10 protein-coding genes are annotated in these 16,905 nt (G+C 55.7%); 8 read left to right on the forward strand and 2 right to left on the reverse strand.

Annotated elements, in window-relative coordinates:
* Nucleotides 1-38 precede the first annotated feature (38 nt).
* Together mcrC and ACGGKE_RS03795 are read right to left on the reverse strand one after the other, a co-directional pair.
* The gene (mcrC, locus tag ACGGKE_RS03790) at nucleotides 39-1,187 is read right to left on the reverse strand and encodes a 5-methylcytosine-specific restriction endonuclease system specificity protein McrC (protein WP_394440166.1); all 1,149 of its coding nucleotides are present in this window, start codon (nucleotides 1,185-1,187) and stop codon (nucleotides 39-41) included.
* A complete protein-coding gene (locus tag ACGGKE_RS03795; RefSeq protein WP_394440168.1) occupies nucleotides 1,187-3,430 on the reverse strand; it encodes an AAA family ATPase in 2,244 nt (747 codons plus the stop codon). The genes mcrC and ACGGKE_RS03795 overlap by 1 nt, the downstream gene beginning before the upstream one ends.
* A 163-nt stretch (nucleotides 3,431-3,593) precedes the next feature.
* On the opposite strand from ACGGKE_RS03795, the gene ACGGKE_RS03800 reads away from it, so the two are divergent.
* The 8 genes from ACGGKE_RS03800 to ACGGKE_RS03835 all read left to right on the forward strand — a co-directional run bounded on the left by ACGGKE_RS03800 (nucleotide 3,594) and on the right by ACGGKE_RS03835 (nucleotide 16,838).
* Nucleotides 3,594-4,718: a Fic family protein gene (locus ACGGKE_RS03800; protein WP_394440170.1), complete on the forward strand. Its 1,125-nt coding sequence runs from the start codon at nucleotides 3,594-3,596 to the stop codon at nucleotides 4,716-4,718.
* Between the two features lie 429 nt (nucleotides 4,719-5,147).
* Nucleotides 5,148-5,345, forward strand: a complete 198-nt coding sequence (locus ACGGKE_RS03805; protein WP_394440172.1) for a plasmid-related protein — start codon at nucleotides 5,148-5,150, stop codon at nucleotides 5,343-5,345.
* Between the two features lie 12 nt (nucleotides 5,346-5,357).
* Entirely contained in the window at nucleotides 5,358-8,222 is a 2,865-nt protein-coding gene (locus ACGGKE_RS03810; protein WP_394440174.1) for an SNF2-related protein, read from the forward strand.
* Nucleotides 8,219-8,404: a hypothetical protein gene (locus ACGGKE_RS03815; RefSeq protein ID WP_394440176.1), complete on the forward strand. Its 186-nt coding sequence runs from the start codon at nucleotides 8,219-8,221 to the stop codon at nucleotides 8,402-8,404. Before ACGGKE_RS03810 ends, ACGGKE_RS03815 begins: the two co-directional genes overlap by 4 nt.
* On the forward strand, nucleotides 8,401-10,722 hold the full coding sequence (locus ACGGKE_RS03820) for an AAA family ATPase (RefSeq protein WP_394440178.1): 2,322 nt from the start codon (nucleotides 8,401-8,403) through the stop codon (nucleotides 10,720-10,722). The genes ACGGKE_RS03815 and ACGGKE_RS03820 overlap by 4 nt, the downstream gene beginning before the upstream one ends.
* Before the next feature lie 7 nt (nucleotides 10,723-10,729).
* Nucleotides 10,730-12,520, forward strand: coding sequence for an AIPR family protein (locus ACGGKE_RS03825; RefSeq protein WP_394440180.1), 1,791 nt, complete (start codon nucleotides 10,730-10,732; stop codon nucleotides 12,518-12,520).
* Complete coding sequence (locus tag ACGGKE_RS03830) at nucleotides 12,517-14,157, forward strand: site-specific DNA-methyltransferase (protein WP_394440182.1); 1,641 nt, start codon at nucleotides 12,517-12,519, stop codon at nucleotides 14,155-14,157. Before ACGGKE_RS03825 ends, ACGGKE_RS03830 begins: the two co-directional genes overlap by 4 nt.
* Nucleotides 14,154-16,838 carry a DEAD/DEAH box helicase gene (locus ACGGKE_RS03835; protein WP_394440184.1) on the forward strand — a complete coding sequence of 895 codons (2,685 nt, stop codon included), beginning with the start codon at nucleotides 14,154-14,156 and terminating at the stop codon, nucleotides 16,836-16,838. The genes ACGGKE_RS03830 and ACGGKE_RS03835 overlap by 4 nt, the downstream gene beginning before the upstream one ends.
* Nucleotides 16,839-16,905: the final 67 nt, after the last annotated feature.

The raw sequence follows: 16,905 nt of genomic DNA on the forward strand, positions 1-16,905 counted from the left end.
ATTAAGCGGGGGAATAGAGTTGGCGGGAGGACATTCGCCTATGATCCAACATCGTCATTTTGCAACAAACGACTAATGAATGGTAGCCTCTGAAGATTTCTGATAATATCGTCACTCGGAAGTGATAGGTCAATTGTCACCATTCTCAGATTGTGCCCTTGGATTTTTGCGGTCTCGTCAATGTTTATTCCCATAGAAGGGTAAATTAACCAGCCTTCACAATTTTCCGAAAGCGGGTCATTTATTTTTTCTTGGCTGCGAAGGTAAGTATATAGCTGATAAAGGTGGTCCGTCTTAAATCGTTCGGTTTCAAATTTCGATTTAGCGAGAATACCCGTAAATTTGGTATCGATGATTATTCGTCGCCCAACTTGCTCGTTCTCAAGAATGATGTCGGTAATCATGATCGGCATAAAGGTTGAAAAACCACGGGATGACGATGTGATGGGCCAACTAAATTGTTTGCCCGGATAGACCCTCCAACCGTCGTCGCGCGACAATTCGCTCGCAAAGAAGTTGCTAATGGCCTTCTCGAACAGTTTCCGAAACTTGGCTTCCTCCCGCTGCGCCTTCGGGATGCTCCGCGATCCCACCGCTTCCATAGGCAGCACGAGATCGAACACGGCGCGGGCCAGAGAGACCATGAGACGGTCATCGCCTTCGTGGCGGGCGATTTGGTCTGCGGCCATTTCCGAGCGTGTCGGTTCCTTGCCTGACACGCCGACGCGCCCGAGGTCATTCGCCAGCGTGCGGCAATGATGGGAAAGATCGGCATCATCGAGGATTATCGACGACAGTCTGGCGAGGGCTGCACGCACCAACCTGTTTCGGGGAGTGTCGATGGTCAGCTCATCGAAGCGGCAGGCGACTTCGCCCCGCCGAAATAGGTCTTCGGATACCGTCTTTAGGATGTCGATCCTGCCGCGAATGCGCTTCAACACCTCATTGCGACGGCGATAGCCGAAGCTAAGGTTGCGCCGCAGCCGCTTCTCGACCGCAAAACACAGCAGGCGTGCAATCAGGGATTTGAGGTCGGGAGATTCCTCGACTTCGGCCTCGAAGCGCTCGGAAAACTGGGCTAATCCCGACGCGTAGAGAAAGAGCAGCCAGACATTCCTGATCGGAATTTTGCCGACAAGGCTCTCGTCCGCGTCCGCATCGGGAATGTCGAGCGCCGCATCCAGCATCACAGCGCGTCCAGCAGCCGCCCCGTGAGCTTTCTGGCGCGGTCGGGATTGTCGTACCAATATTCTTCGAGCAGCGGCGCGATCTCGGTCGAGATAATTTGCCGCAACCATTCACGCGGATTGTCGATCTTCTCCGCCTTCGCAGGTGTTACATAGCTGTGACCGATACGGAATTGCGGTCCGAGCGAGCGGTCGCCGGCGATCTCGTCGTTCAGTTCCCCGAAAAGCCTCTGGATCAGGGCAACCGCATCATCGTCAATTCCGGCCTGTTCGCCGCACCATGATTTCCAACGGTCATTCAATCGCGGCTCAAGGGTGACGAAGGCAAATCGGCGGCGAAGTGCAAGATCGACAAGGGCGAGCGAGCGATCCGCGATGTTCATCGTGCCGATCACATAGAGATTGTCGGGGATGAAGACCCGCTCTCCCTGCACCTGCCTGTAGGCCAGCTCGATGGCCTCGTCCTTGTTCCGCTTGTCGCGCTCCAAAAGCGTCAGCATCTCGCCGAAAATCTGCGCGGGGTTGCCCCGATTGATTTCCTCGATGACCACGACAAACGGGCGGTCACGCTCGGCTCTCGCGGCCTCGACCGCTTCCAGAAACAGCCCGTCAACGAGTGACAGTTGGCCGTTTCCGTCAGGCCGCCATCCGCGCACGAAATCTTCATACGATAGCGAGGGGTGAAACTGGATCGACCGTACGCGCTTTTTCGTGACCTTGCCGTCGCGGGTTCCAATGAGTGCGTAGCCCAGCCTCTTAGCCAGCCACGTTTTGCCTGTGCCAGGCGGACCTTGCAGGATCATGTTCTTCTTCTGCTTCAAGCGTTCCAGCGCATCGCCGAGTTCGGCATCTTCCAGAAAGCAGCCATCCGTCACGATACTGGCAAGGTCGTAGGTCTCGAATGCAGCTTCATCCCCCTCGACCTCGATGTCCTCGTCGCCGTCCTCGAAAAACGGTTCGAGCGTTGCGGTCGTCTGGGGCCGATACTTCTTCGCGAAGTATGGCACCCGCAGCCAGAATGCGTAGTCCTGCTTGTGATCGCCAAAGGTGAACTGAATGAGGCGGCGAGCCAGATCATCGGAAGCATCCGCTTCCACGACGGTGACGCGGTAGGTGTAGAAGAACCACTCCTTGGGCGGATCGAGCTTTTCCCAATCCACCTTGACGCTCTTTGCATCTTTGGAGGTTTCGGTGATGGTCCCGATGGCCTTGATCCGCATACAGGAAACGACCTGCCCCTGACTATCGAAGGGCAGGTTGTATTTCTGGGTGTAGGAGGCCTTGATCGCGATGCGGTCGCCCACCTGCATACGGCTCACATGGTCCGAGAATTTGTCGTCGTAGCCGTTCTGCCAGATACCTTCTTCGACAAACCTGTCCGTCTGGTCTTCCGTCCCGTCCCCCCAGACCGCACCGACAAACCAAAAGCGCCTGTTCGGATCGCCGAAAAGGTCGCTGTCGTCGGTGACATGGGGTGCGGGTGTGTCGTCATCGGCATCATCGCTGCCGTTTTTGACCTTGAAGCGCGATTGCACGTCCTTGAACAAGGCGAGTGCCGCGTCATGGTCGAGGTAAGTTTCACGCCCCTCCGTGGTCAGTGCCCACACGCCGCGCTTCTTGCTGTCCAGCAAGCCTGCTTTGGCGAGGTAAAAACGCGCCCAGCCGACCTTGTTCTCGAATTTGGATTGCCCGCCCTTGGTCTGCCTATGAAGTTCCTCGTCAGGCACTTCGGCACGGTCGAGCACGCCCGCATAAACTTCCTTTGCTTCCGCCGATCCGCCAAGAGCGCGGAGCGCGTCGAGAACAACGGGAAAATACCGTACGAATTTCGGACCCGCCGCCTTGCTGGCTTTCTTCTGTGGTTTCTCGGGAAAGGCGGGATCAGCTGGTGCCGTCTGCGCCCAATCGAAAGTGCGCTGCTGTTCCTCTTGCACGAATGTGTCGGGAGACGTGACACTGCGCCCGTGACGCTTCGCCGCATTCACGAACCCCTCGATTGCCCCATCTTTCATGCGTCCTGTGCGCAAACCGTCCTTATCGACGACAATGGAGGTGATAAGAGGCCAGTCCCGCACGGCAGCTTCCTGCACCAATTCTTCGAGGTGCCTGTTCATCGCATAGCGGACCTTGGACCATTCGGCGTCATGCGCTTTGGCGATGTCGCCATAACTTAAAAATTCCCGCCTTTTTGCTGCGGCGAGAATGGCTTGATAGGTCGTATTTAGATCAAGATCATCGGACATGAGAACGAGGCTATATCATCGCAACCTGCCTCAATAGGGCAAATCACAACTTATCCTGTGCCATGCGGAGATTGTCTCCCCTATTCTCCGCACCGTATGCGGAGAATGTAATTGCCCTTTGCGGAAAATATGGGCTATAATCTCCGCAAGAGGTGCGGAGATTATGACATATATCCATGAGCGGCCCGAATGGCCGAAATTCGAATGGAACGCCGATGAACTGGCGGCAACGCTAGCGAATGTCCGCCATCGGCAAGGCCGACTGATAGGCCGCATGGAAGGTCTGGGCTTCTCGCTCCGCAAGGAAGCCGTCCTCCATACCCTCACCGAAGACGTTCTGAAATCCAGCGAAATCGAAGGCGAGCAACTGGATAAGGAACAGGTGCGATCCTCTATCGCGCGCCGCCTTGGCATGGACATCGCCGGATTGGTCCCAGCCGAGCGCAATGTCGAGGGTGTCGTCGAGATGATGCTAGACGCCACGCAGAATTATAGCGAGTCGCTAACAGAGGAACGCCTCTTCGCTTGGCACGCTTCCCTCTTCCCGACTGGCCGAAGCGGCATGACCAAGATCATCGTCGGCGGATGGCGCGATGATGCCAACGGTGCGATGCAGGTTGTATCTGGCCCCATCGGACGCGAGCGGGTTCATTATGAAGCTCCAGCCGCGCCGCGCCTACCCGACGAAATGACGGCGCTTCTCGAATGGATGGAACGCGATGCCGGGATTGATCCCGTCATCAAAGCAGGCCTTGCCCATCTATGGTTTGTGACTATCCACCCATTCGAAGACGGAAACGGGCGGATAGCCCGTGCCATTGCCGACCTCTATCTGGCCCGTTCCGAGCAAAGCCAGCAAAGATTTTACAGCATGTCGTCCCAGATCAGGGCCGAGCGCAATCGCTACTACGACATGCTGGAGGCCACGCAAAAGGGTGGCCTCGACGTGACAGGATGGCTGCGATGGTTTCTGGAATGCCTCGAGCGCGCCATTGACCGGGCCGAGGAAACGCTCGCCTCAGTCATGGAAAAAGCGCGCCTGTGGGATGCCATCAAGGGGCAACCCATCAGCGAAAGACAGCGCCTTGTCATCAACAGATTGCTGGACGGCTTCGAGGGCAAGCTCACCTCTTCCAAGTGGGCGAAGCTGGCGAAATGCTCGCAGGACACAGCCGCCCGCGACATCGACGACCTTGTGAAACGCGGCATCCTTGTCCGCAGTGAAGCAGGAGGAAGAAGCACCAGCTACACGTTGGCAATGCCCGTTGGGGACGCCGAAGCCCCATAAGGCAGGAAGCGAAAGGCTCAGTTCAAAAGCAAGAAAGAACGGGCTTACGCTGACCGCAAGATGTGCGTGGTAGTACCACGCCTATCTTGGCAAGGGAGACGCTGGCGCTCTCCCGTTGCATCCCTCTAGCCATGGTGCGGAAATCGGCATCGAGCCTTTCCGCACCACTGGGGAGCCTTCGGCGCTCCCCAAACCCCATCGACCAAGGGGCGTGCCTGCCCCTCTGGAACCCGGCCGCCTCCGGCGCGGCAAAGTACCGTTCCTGCTCCCTTTGAACCCATGACCAACCCTGCGCGGATTGGATGCGCGGCAGTTTCGCGCCCTGAACTCCTTAAAACACGGCGAAATCATCGGAAAGTGAAGCTTTCCTTGTGAGCGCCCTGCAAATAGACCTTCCGGTTTGTGTATCCGTTGGCTACACTCCCTGCCATGTCGGGGAAGGATTCAGGGCTTCGCGTCCGCGTCGAAAAAGCCCTTCGCAACGAATTCTTGGAGGCCTGCCACGCGCAGGATCGACCTGCCGCGCAGGTCATACGGGAATTCATGCGGGAGTATGTCGCTCGCTCGGCTGAGAAGAACAAGAACGCAGATGAAGGTCGCCCATCAAGCGACCCCGTCCGCACATAATAAGGGGCAAGCGTGCAGGAGAATTTCGCTTCTACAACGGACTATCATGCCAAGCTGTTCGCTCATGAGCTGAACAGGCGGCATTCCGTGGCCGACGACGAAAAGTTGGCGGGCGCATTGCTGGACGCACAAGTGGACCTGAATCCTCATCAGGTCGAAGCCGCCTTGTTCGCCTTCAAATCTCCTTTGTCCAAGGGTGCGATCCTAGCCGATGAAGTCGGCTTGGGAAAAACCATCGAGGCAGGCCTCGTCCTCGCCCAGAAGTGGACCGAGGGTAAGCGGCGCATTCTCGTCATTAGCCCTGCCAACCTCCGCAAGCAGTGGTCGCAGGAGGTGGAGGAAAAATTTTTCCTGCCCACCGGAATCCTTGAAGCCCGAAACTACAACAAGATGGCGAAGGACGGCGTGCGCCGCCCGTTTGAGCAGAATCATATCGTGATTTGCTCTTACCAGTTCGCCGCTCGTCATGCTGACGAGTTGATGGTCATCCCTTGGGATTTGGTGGTGATCGACGAAGCGCACCGCTTGCGTAATGTCTATCGGCCAGACAACCGTATCGGGCGCACGTTGAAGACCGCCCTAGCCAATGCGCCAAAGATTTTGCTCACCGCCACGCCGCTGCAAAACTCTTTGATGGAATTGTACGGCCTCGTCAGCCTGATCGACGATTATACCTTTGGCGATGCGAAGAGCTTTCGTGCCCAGTATGCCCGTCTCACGGACGGGCAATTTGATGAGCTGAAAACCAGATTACAGCCCATCTGCCACCGCACCCTTCGCCGTCAGGTCTTGGAATACATCCGGTACACGAACCGCATTCCGATTACGCAGGAATTTGTTCCGACCGATACAGAGCAGGCCCTGTACGACATGGTGTCGGATTACCTTCGCCGCCCGTCGCTGCAAGCGCTCCCCTCCAGCCAGCGAACCTTGATGACCCTCATCATGCGTAAGCTGCTGGCCTCTTCGACCTTTGCAATTGCGGGTGCGCTCGACACATTGGCCCGCAAGCTGGAAACCCAGATACGCGATGACAAATCTGCGCGGAAGCAGCTTGAGGAGGAGCTGTCGGACGATTTTGAAGAATTTGATGAGATGGTCGACGAATGGTCAGAAGGCGTGGATGAGGCCGAACTGCTCACCGCCGATGACATCGCCGCCATCGACGCCGAGATATTGGATCTCCGGATGTTCCGCGACCTGGCTGTATCCGTCACTGAGAACGCCAAGGGACAAGCTCTTCTCAGCGCATTGAAGGCGGGTTTTGCAAAATCGAAGGAGCTTGGCGGCCCCCGCAAGGCCATCATCTTTACCGAATCCCGCCGGACGCAGGAGTATCTTGTCCGCCTTCTGTCCGAGAGCGAATACGCCGACGAAATGGTCCTCTTCAACGGGTCCAATGCGGACGCCCAATCCAAGGCCATCTATGCAGCGTGGATCGAACATCACAAAGGCACAGATAAAGTCACCGGATCACGCACCGCCGATATGCGGGCCGCGCTCGTGGAATATTTCCGTGATAAGGCGTCAATTATGATTGCCACCGAGGCCGCAGCCGAGGGCATTAATCTCCAATTCTGCTCGATGGTCGTGAATTACGACCTCCCTTGGAATCCCCAACGGATCGAGCAGCGTATCGGACGCTGCCACCGATATGGCCAGCGCTTCGACGTTGTGGTGGTAAATTTCCTCAACAAGAATAACGCTGCCGACCAGCGCGTCTATCAGCTTCTCGCCGAGAAGTTCAAGCTCTTTGATGGTGTATTTGGCGCATCGGATGAAGTGCTGGGCGCGATTGAATCCGGCGTCGAATTCGAAAAGCGGATTGTCTCGATCTATCAGACTTGCCGCACGACCGAAGACATCGAAACTCAGTTCGAGCAACTACGCTACGACATGGATGAGAACATAAACGTCACCATGGAGGACACCCGTCGCAAGCTCCTCGAAAATTTTGACGCTGAGGTTCACGACCGGCTGAAAATGAACATGGACAAGAGCCGTGAGTATCTCGACCGGTACGCGCGGATGCTCTGGTATGTGACGAAGCATGAACTTGCGAAGCTTGCCAAGTTCGATGACGACTATCTGAGTTTCACTCTGGCATCCATTCCGTCCGGCGCCAAGGCTTCATCCGGTCAATATTACATGACCAAGCAAGGGCTAGATGGCCATCGCTACCGTCTTGGTCATCCGCTTGCACAGCATATTCTTGCCGACGCTGCTTCACGTGAACTCCACGGCGCAGAATTCGTTTTCGACTACAGCTCATGGGCGCAGAAATCCGTGGCGCTAGAGCCGTTCGTTGGTTCAAGCGGCATACTCACTGCGCATAAAATGTCTATTCGTGGAGCGGACGATCAGGATCATCTGATTATTTCGGCTATCGCCGACGATGGACGTCGCATCGATGGCAAAGCTGCGATGCGCCTCTTCGACCTTCCGGCTAGGAATCTGGGCGCTACTGACCTCGCCATCCCCGCCGTGATCTCAGCTGCCGTGGATTTAGAGCGGCAATCCATCTTGGAGTCTTTAGCGACGCGCCAGGCGAAATGGTTTGATGAGGAACTAGACAAGCTCGAAGGATGGGCCGACGATATGAAGTCCGCCTTGGAATTCGATATCAAGGAACTCGACCGAACGATCAAAGAAGCGCGTCGAACATCTGCCTTGGCGGCCACACTCGAAGAAAAACTCGCGTGTCAGAGGCGCATCAAGGAGTTGGAATCGCAGCGCAACAGCAAGCGCAAGTTACTCTTCGATGCTCAAGATGAAATCGATGAACGCAAGTCATCTTTGATCGGTGATGTTGAAGAGCGACTTCAGCAGAGCATTGAGATGTCTAAAATGTTCGCAATCCGGTGGAGCCTTGTATGAGCGACGCTAAAACTCCCTCGGATACCCTTGCGTGCCAGGTAATTGATCGACTGATCGTCGCCGGTCACCTTCGCGCGGAGAAACGCGATGCACTTATAGCCAAGATGGCCTCTGGTGGATTGAAATCCGACGATTGGCGGCTCGAAATCGAGCTAAGCGCGGCGAAGGGAGATGGCTCATGAGCCCGCCAGCGCCATTGAAATCACTGACACTCACGGCATTCCGTGGATCAGCCAAGACGTTCAAGCTGCCATTCGAAAAGAGCAAAAAGCTTACGCTGATTTATGGCGAGAACGGAACCGGCAAGACCACCATTTGTGATGCATTTGAGTTTCTAGCGTTCGAGCGGATTGGTTCTCTCGAAAATCGCGGCATGGGCAAAGGTCTCGAAAAATACTGGCCGACAGCAGGTAAGACTGTTGCCGACCTATCTGTCGTCCTCGAAACGACTGCTGCCAATTGCACGGGCGTCATCTCCGACAAGAAAGTTTCGGTTTCGCCATCAAGCGCGCGGCCGCGAATCGAGATTCTGCGACACCAGCAGATATTGAACTTGATCCAGGCGCAAGCCGCCGAACGCTACGAAGCGATCAAGCGCTTTATCGACATCGAAGCGTTCGAACGATCCGAGGAAGCGCTTCGTCAGCTCGGCAAATCTCTGATTGCTGAAAAGAAGCTCGCCAAAACGGCAGAAGATGAAAATCTCGCCGCGTTGCAAGGCTTCTATGAAGCAGCAGGAAGTCCCGTAGGCCTCAATCCCGTCACATGGGCCAAACAGAAATTGGCGCAGCCCACCACTGGGTTGGACGCCGATATCGCCGCGATATCCAAGCTTCGTTCAGCCTATGAAGCCTTGCGACCATATCCGGCGAACCTGACCACCAAACAGGACGCTGTCTTCTCAGCAAAGGCCAAGGCTGACGATTCAGATCAAGCGCAACTTGCAGCGATCAGTGCCGCAGGCGACAGAGCGGGCGACACGCTCGCGCTTTTGTCAGCCGGTGACACCTACCTTACGACGCACCCCGATACGGGAGTTTGCCCCCTTTGTGAAAGTGAGGAGAATGCAGAAGGCCTCCATGCCTTAATTAAATCGCGGCTGGAACAGTTGGAGGCATTGCGCCTTGCGACCGCCGAATGGCGCAAGCAGCATTCTGCCTTGAAAGACGCAGAAAAAGCTTTGCAGCAGACGACCGACGATCTTGCCAAGGCAATTTCTACTTTTGGCATTGCGCAGACGGGATACAGCTGGAATTCGCAGGTTGCACTTTTGACGACTGCGCCGCCGAGTGATGCGGCAGCGCTCTTGGCGTGGCTGGCCACCAATGATGACGCCGCAGCAAAATGGGCTGCAATCGAGGCAGGCTGGCGCGACGAAAGCAAGTTTCTCGGTCAGCTCCAAGCAGCGTCCGATCGCTACGACGCGAACGCCGCGAAAGTGCTGGAACTGACTGCGCTCATTCCGAAGGTCGAAGATGCGTTGTCTCAGTGCGTTGATGAGCGGCAGAAATTCACCGATACCATTATCTCGGAAATCGCGCAGGACGTTGGTAAGCTCTACGAATTGGTCCACCCAGGTGAAGGGCTTGATACCATTGCCCTTGAGCTTGACCCGAACAGGCGCGCTTCGATTAAGCTTAAAGCCGACTTCGCGGGCCAAGACGTACCCCCGCAGGCTTATTTCAGCCAGTCGCACCTCGATACGCTTGGCCTCTGCGTCTTTCTCGTGCTTGCCGCCCGCGACCGGGCTGATGAGACAGTGCTGATCCTTGACGACGTGCTTGGCAGCGTGGACGAGCCGCACGTCGAACGTGTCATCGGCATGATTTACGAGGTTAGCAAAAATTTTCGCCATACCATCGTGACCACGCATTACCGTCCATGGCGGGAAAAATACCGCTGGGGTTGGTTGAAGGCTGGACAGGCCTGCCAATTTGTCGAACTGGCCGGATGGGGCATCGATGACGGCATTCGCCTGATCAGTTCGCTTCCTGAGATCGACCGTCTCAAAAATTTGCTCAATGAATCGCCTGTCGATCCGCAGGCAATTTGCAGCAAGGCAGGCGTGATTCTTGAAGCAGTGCTCGATTACCTCACCCAGAAATATGAATGCCGTGTGCCGCGCCGCCAAAGCGGCGCATACACGCTCGGCGAGTTTCTCCTCGCTATCGACGGAAAGCTCCGCGATGCCTTGAAAGTTGAATTGCGGGACGGGCTGACTGACGCGAACGCTGCCCCGCACGAGACGATCCCGCTCAAGCCGATCCTTGATGAACTTCAGCGTATTGCGCAGGCCCGCAATGCGTTTGGCGCCCACTTCAAGGCTATCTCGTTTGAGCTATTGGATACCGACGCGATTGGCTTTGCCAAACAGGTCGTACAACTCGTTTATGCGCTGACCCATCCGGAACACGGTTGGCCGAGTAGTGATAAATCCGGCAGCTATTGGCGGAACAACGGCGATTCACGTCGCCTGCATCCGCTGAAGAAGCCGAGCTAGGAGAGACATGGACGCCGCTCAGCTTATACTTCTCAAGCGCCATCTCTCCGAGGTCTATGCAGGTAATTTGCCGCCACTGCTGCTTCCATCACCGGACGCGGCGCAGAACGATCAGAAAAATCTTGCCCGTTCGCTCAGCGCGTTTTTCGTGCACCACCATTGTGGCGCGAGTATCGCGGATGCGTGCGCATCAGTCGTCGATGATTTCGGCGATCTGGGTATCGATGCCATCTACTATCAAGCCGACATCAAAACTCTGTTCCTGATCCAGAGCAAGCTCAAGGCTTCCCAGCAATTCACGCAGGAAGAGGCCAACAGCTTCGTTCACGGGATCAGGAAGCTGATCGTCTCGGACTATGTCGGCTTCAACCAGAACGTCATCGACCGCCAAGGTGAGATCGATATAGCTTTGGAAGATTGCGAGCATATACAGCTTGTTGTCGCGCACACGGGCAATCAACTCGGGCAATATCCTAATCAAGCCTTGATCGATATGATCGCTGATCCAGCGCACGGCGAAGAACGGTTCACGGTGCCCGTCGTTGATTTCGCGGAACAAGATGTCATCACGGCCATGCGCGCCGTGAATGCGTACGAACAGGTTAATTGCAAACTCAAGCTCTTTGATTGGGCAAAGCTGGCAGGCCCGCGCACGGCTTATATCGGGATGGTGAAGCTTGAAGAGCTTGCCCGTCTCCACCTTCGATATGGGCGGGCGCTCTACGCAAGAAATATTCGGGCGTCGCTCGGCCATCGCACGGATGTGAACCGAGCAATCGACGCGAGCCTCCAAGCCAATCCCGCTGACTTCGAATTCTTCAACAACGGCGTGACCGCACTTTGCAGTACGGTGCAAGGCCGATCCGGTAGCCGAGAAGGGAAAAGCTTTCAGATCACCAAGTTGTCCATCGTCAATGGAGCTCAGACCGTCGCGACGGCGGCGCGCCGCATGAGTGCGGCAGGTTCAGGAAGCATATCCAATGCCCGCGTGTTGGTAACGGTGATCGCAGCCGATGCGGAAAATACGTTTGGCCAATCGGTCACACGCGCGCGTAATCATCAGAACGATGTGGCTAAAGCCGACTTCATCGCGCTCGATGGCGAACAGGAACGCATTCGCCGTGAGCTGGCATTGCTGGGCTATCGCTACGCCTACCAGGCCGAGGCTCTCGACCCTGCTGACCAGACCATCATTCGTGCGGAAGAGGCTGCCTTCGCTTTAGCCATGCTTCGCCCTGATCCGCGCTTGCCGGTAATGGCAAAGCGCAATGCCGCCAGTCTCCAGAAAGTGGGTCAATACCCATATTCAGAAATCTTCGCGCCAGCTCTGACTGCCTTTGAGCTGCGCAACGCCGTCCTCGCATTTCGGTACATCGCAACACGCATGAGCGAAGAAGCGTCAGGCGCTGGCAGCGAACAGGAACGCCTGACCTACCGGCATGGCTCCTATGCTACTGCCTTCGTAATGATGAAGCGGCTAAGGGTCGTAATCGCTGCCGATCCCGCCTTAGACCCCCAGAAACTCGCCGCCTCCGTCGGTCCGGAACTCGACAATCTCCGTCAGAGACTTTGGGCCGAGACGCAGCCCTTGACGGTCGGACGGAATCCTCTCAACCTATTCAAAACCCAAGCCGATGTCAGTACCGTCATCCGCACTATGATGACTGAACATTACGGCCTTCAACACAATCCGGCTCTGCCCCCGCTACTCGCGTTGCCTATCGGCAATGACCCGTATCCGGTAGGCCTGTTCAACTTTCTCTCAACCCAAGCTCCCCAAGTTGGTAATCTAGCATGACAAAAAAACAGAAACTCGAATTGACCTGGGTGGGCAAGGAAAACCGGCCAAGGATTGAGCCACGTATTCTCATCGACGCCCCTTCGAAGAGCTATCATGCGGCAAAGCGCGTTAGTGACGCCGACATCTTCGACAATGTTCTGATTCATGGCGACAACTTGCTCGCGCTGAAGGCGCTTGAGGCTGACTATGCTGGCAAAGTGAAATGTGTTTTCATCGACCCTCCGTACAATACGGGAAGTGCATTTGAACACTACGACGATGGCCTAGAGCACAGCATCTGGCTTGGGTTAATGCGAGATCGGTTGGAAATTTTGCGTCGGCTTCTTTCCGACGACGGCTCATTGTGGATCACGATTGATGACAACGAGGCCCACTATCTGAAAGTCATGTGCGACGAAATTTTTGGGCGCAAGTGTTTCGTGGCAGACGTTATTTGGAAATCATCCGACAATAGCAACAATGATGCAAAGCAATTCTCTTTGGATCATAATCACATTTTAGTGTATTCAAAATGTGAGGGGTGGCTATCCAATAAAACGCGGGGCAACGACAAAAAGTCCGGCCATTTCAAAAATCCCGATAACGACCCTCGGGGACCGTGGTTCGACGGGAACCCGCTTGGATCGCCTGCATATCGGGAAAATTTAATCTTTAATCTCAAGTCTCCCCAAGGACACACCATCAAGCCGCCCGCCAACGGTTGGCGTTGGTCCAAGGAAACCTTGGCAGAGAAAATGGCAACCGGAGAAATCCGCTTCAGTCCTGATGGCAAAGGAATTCGTCGCAGAACCTACCTGTGGGAACAAGGTGGACTGCCTCCATCATCGCTATGGATCGACCTAGACGAGACTGGCCACAATCGACAGGCAAAGTTCGAGCAGAAGAAGCTTTTCCCTCAATGGAGCAAGTCCGAGTGGTTTGGGACGCCCAAGCCCGAAAAACTCTTGAAGCGGATACTTGATATTTGCACCCAGCCTGGTGACCTTGTTCTGGACTCGTTCGCCGGATCGGGAACCACAGGGGCCGTCGCTCACAAGATGGGGCGACGCTGGATCATGATCGAGTTAGGCGATCATTGCCAAACTCATATCCTTCCCCGCTTGAAGATGATCGTTGATGGCAAGGATAATGGTGGCGTGACGGGCATGCTAGAGTGGAAAGGCGGCGGCGGGTTCCGGTTCGTTGAACTCGCCCCTTCACTTCTAACGAAAGACAAATGGGGTCGCGAAGTCATCTCCAGCGAATACAACGCCGAGATGCTTGCACAGGCCGTCTGCAAGCTGGAAGGGTTTGCCTATGGACCAAGCCCAGAGGTCTATTGGCAGCAAGGCCGTTCGTCTGAATCAGACTTCATCTTTGTCACCACGCAGACGCTCGGTGCTGAGGAGTTAGCAACACTGAGCAGTGAGGTTGGTGTAGAACGCACCTTGATGATCCTTTGTGCGGCCTGGCGCGGTAATGCTGATCAATGGCCAAATCTGACGCTACGAAAGATTCCCAACCACATCCGCAGCAAGTGCGAATGGGGGCATGATGACTACAGCCTCAATGTCGCAAACCTGCCGATGGCAGAGCAGGAGCCGGTAGCCGCTCCTTCCCAAACGGGCCTTTTTGACGAAGGAGATGAAGCATGAGCAATCTCCGCCACGTCAACGCCATTGCAGCGCGTCTAAGCCTTCGTCCGCCGCAGCGCCGAAGTCTGGAAATCCTCAACCGCGTAACTGAGATCGCGCCGCCTTCGAAAGCAGCGGATATCGATGCAGCCCTTGAGGTGATCCACAGCGAATACCCGACGATCAGCGGCTTTGAGCGAGACTTCCCGTCACTTTGCTTTGCACTCGCAACGGGCGTCGGCAAGACGCGCTTGATGGGCGCGTTCATCACCTATTTGAAGATCGCGCATGGCATCGACAATTTCTTTGTCCTCGCCCCAAACCTCACGATCTACAACAAATTGATCCACGACTTCACTCCCAACACCCCGAAATATGTGTTCAAAGGCGTCGCCGAGTTTGCGATCTCGCCTCCCGTGCTCACGACCGGCGAGACCTATGAACGGCAGATTGCTTCGGGGGGGCAGCTCTTCCCGACGACGATCAACATTTTCAACATCGCGAAAATTGCGTCTGAGGTTCGCGGAGGAAAGAGCCCGCGCATTCGCTCCTTCCGCGAGGAAATCGGCGAGAGCTATTTCGACTATCTCGCCAGCCTTCCCGACCTAGTGCTCCTGATGGATGAATCGCATCGCTATCGTGCGACCGCAGGGATGCGAGCGATCAACGAGCTGAAGCCTGTTCTGGGCCTTGAGTTGACGGCAACCCCATTCACAGAAGGCACGCGCGGCCCCGTCGCGTTTCAGAACGTCGTGTTCGACTATCCTCTTGCCCGGGCGATGGAAGACGGCTTCGTGAAGGAACCTGCCGTCGTCACACGCAAGGATTTCAACCCCGCTGGCAAGTCTGCCAAAGCTATCGAAGAGATGAAACTCAATGATGGCATCCGCCTTCATGAAACCGTCAAGGTCGAGCTGGAAACCTACGCCCGCGAAAATGGCGTGAACATCGTCAAGCCGTTTGTGTTGGTAATCGCACGCGACACTTCGCACGCAGCTGACCTGATGGCCTTCATCCAGTCCGATGATTTCTACAAGGGCCGCTACGCCGGAAAGGTCATCCAGGTCGATTCCAGCGTGAAGGAGGAGGAAACCGTCGAGAAGCTTTTGACAGTCGAGCGCAATGACAATCCGGTCGAGATTGTCATTCACGTCAACATGCTGAAAGAAGGCTGGGACGTCACCAACCTTTACACGATCATTCCGCTTCGCGCCGCGAACGCGCGTACGTTGATCGAGCAGAGCATCGGTCGCGGTCTTCGTTTACCCTACGGTAAGCGGACGGGGGTTACTGCCGTGGACCGCCTGAACATCGTCGCGCATGATCGGTTTCAGGAGATTGTGGATGAGGCGAACAATCCGAATTCGCCGATCCGCCTCAAGCAGCTTATCCTTGAGGAAGCTGACTTTGAGCGAAAGACCAAGACCGTCATCTCTTCGCCGACGATCTTGACGGGACTCGGATTACAGACCGCGCAGGCAGATGGCAGTACAATTCCGTCGGGCGCACCTGTACAGGCACCAGTGTTCACAGACCCCGCAGAAGTGCGCGTCGCACAGCTTGCCTATGAAGCGTTCCGCAAGCTATCCCGTCAGCCTGAAAAAGTGCCGAGCACAAGCTTCCTTTCGCGTCCCGAAATTCAGGAGAAAGTGCTCAAGGAAGTTCGCAGCCAGTATCAACCGCCGCAACTGGAGCTTGAGGGCATTACCAAGCCCGAGCCCGACATCGCAGCAGTAATCGCAGCAACTGCGCAGTTGATAGCCGAGCGCACTATCGACATCCCGCGCATCACCGTGATGCCGAAGGGGGAAGTCAGAGCTGGCTTCAAACCATTCAAACTCGATCTTTCCGGTATACGATATCCCGCACCGAGCGAAGAGCTATGGGCCAAGCATCTCCGCACCGATCAGGTTGACATCATCGGGCTCTCGCAAGGCAACCTTCTCGAAACCCGTCTCGAAGACTACGTCGTCAGCGGCCTGATTGACTTCCCTGATATCGCTTACGACGACCACGCCGATCTACTTTACGATCTCGCCGAGCAAATGGTGAATCATCTCCGGACCTATCTGTCCGACGACGAAGTCGGTCAGGTCTTATCACTGCATCAGCGTGAGATTGCACGCGCGGTTCACGCCCAGATGCAAGACCACTTCTGGAAAGATGATACTGTCGAGTATCATCATGAAGTGCGTCAGGGCTTCACTGACCTCAAGGAGACGGCTTACACCGCGCTAACCGAGCCGCCACTGGATTACCGCACTCCGCCCGCCGACAAGAGCAACATGGCGCGCTACCTCTTCGGAGGTTTTGCCAAATGCTTGTCCGACGTCACCAAGTTCCACTCAGACACCGAACGCCGCCTTGCCGTCATCCTAGAGCGGGAAGCTCTGAAATGGCTTCGTCCTGCCAAGGGCCAGTTCCAGATGTATTATCGCAGCGGTTCAGATCACCTTGAGTACCAGCCAGACTTCGTTGCCGAGACAAGCGACACGATCCTGATGCTGGAGCCGAAGATGGCGACGCAAATGTCCGACAAAGACGTGTTGTCGAAAGCAGATGTCGCTGTGCAATGGTGCTCATGGGCCTCCGAGCACGCCCGCTCTTATGGAGGCAAGCCTTGGCGCTATGTCCTGATCCCGCATGATGCGGTTTCTGATAATATGACGTTGGAGTTCCTCGTCAAACAGTTCGGGAAATGACGTAGCACATTGGCCTCTTGCACCGTTGCTGAGGCCCTGTCTCTGCGCGTCGTTCGGTCAATGGATA

The sequence above is a fragment of the Sphingobium naphthae genome (assembly GCF_043589935.1).
Lineage (GTDB): Bacteria > Pseudomonadota > Alphaproteobacteria > Sphingomonadales > Sphingomonadaceae > Sphingobium > Sphingobium naphthae_A.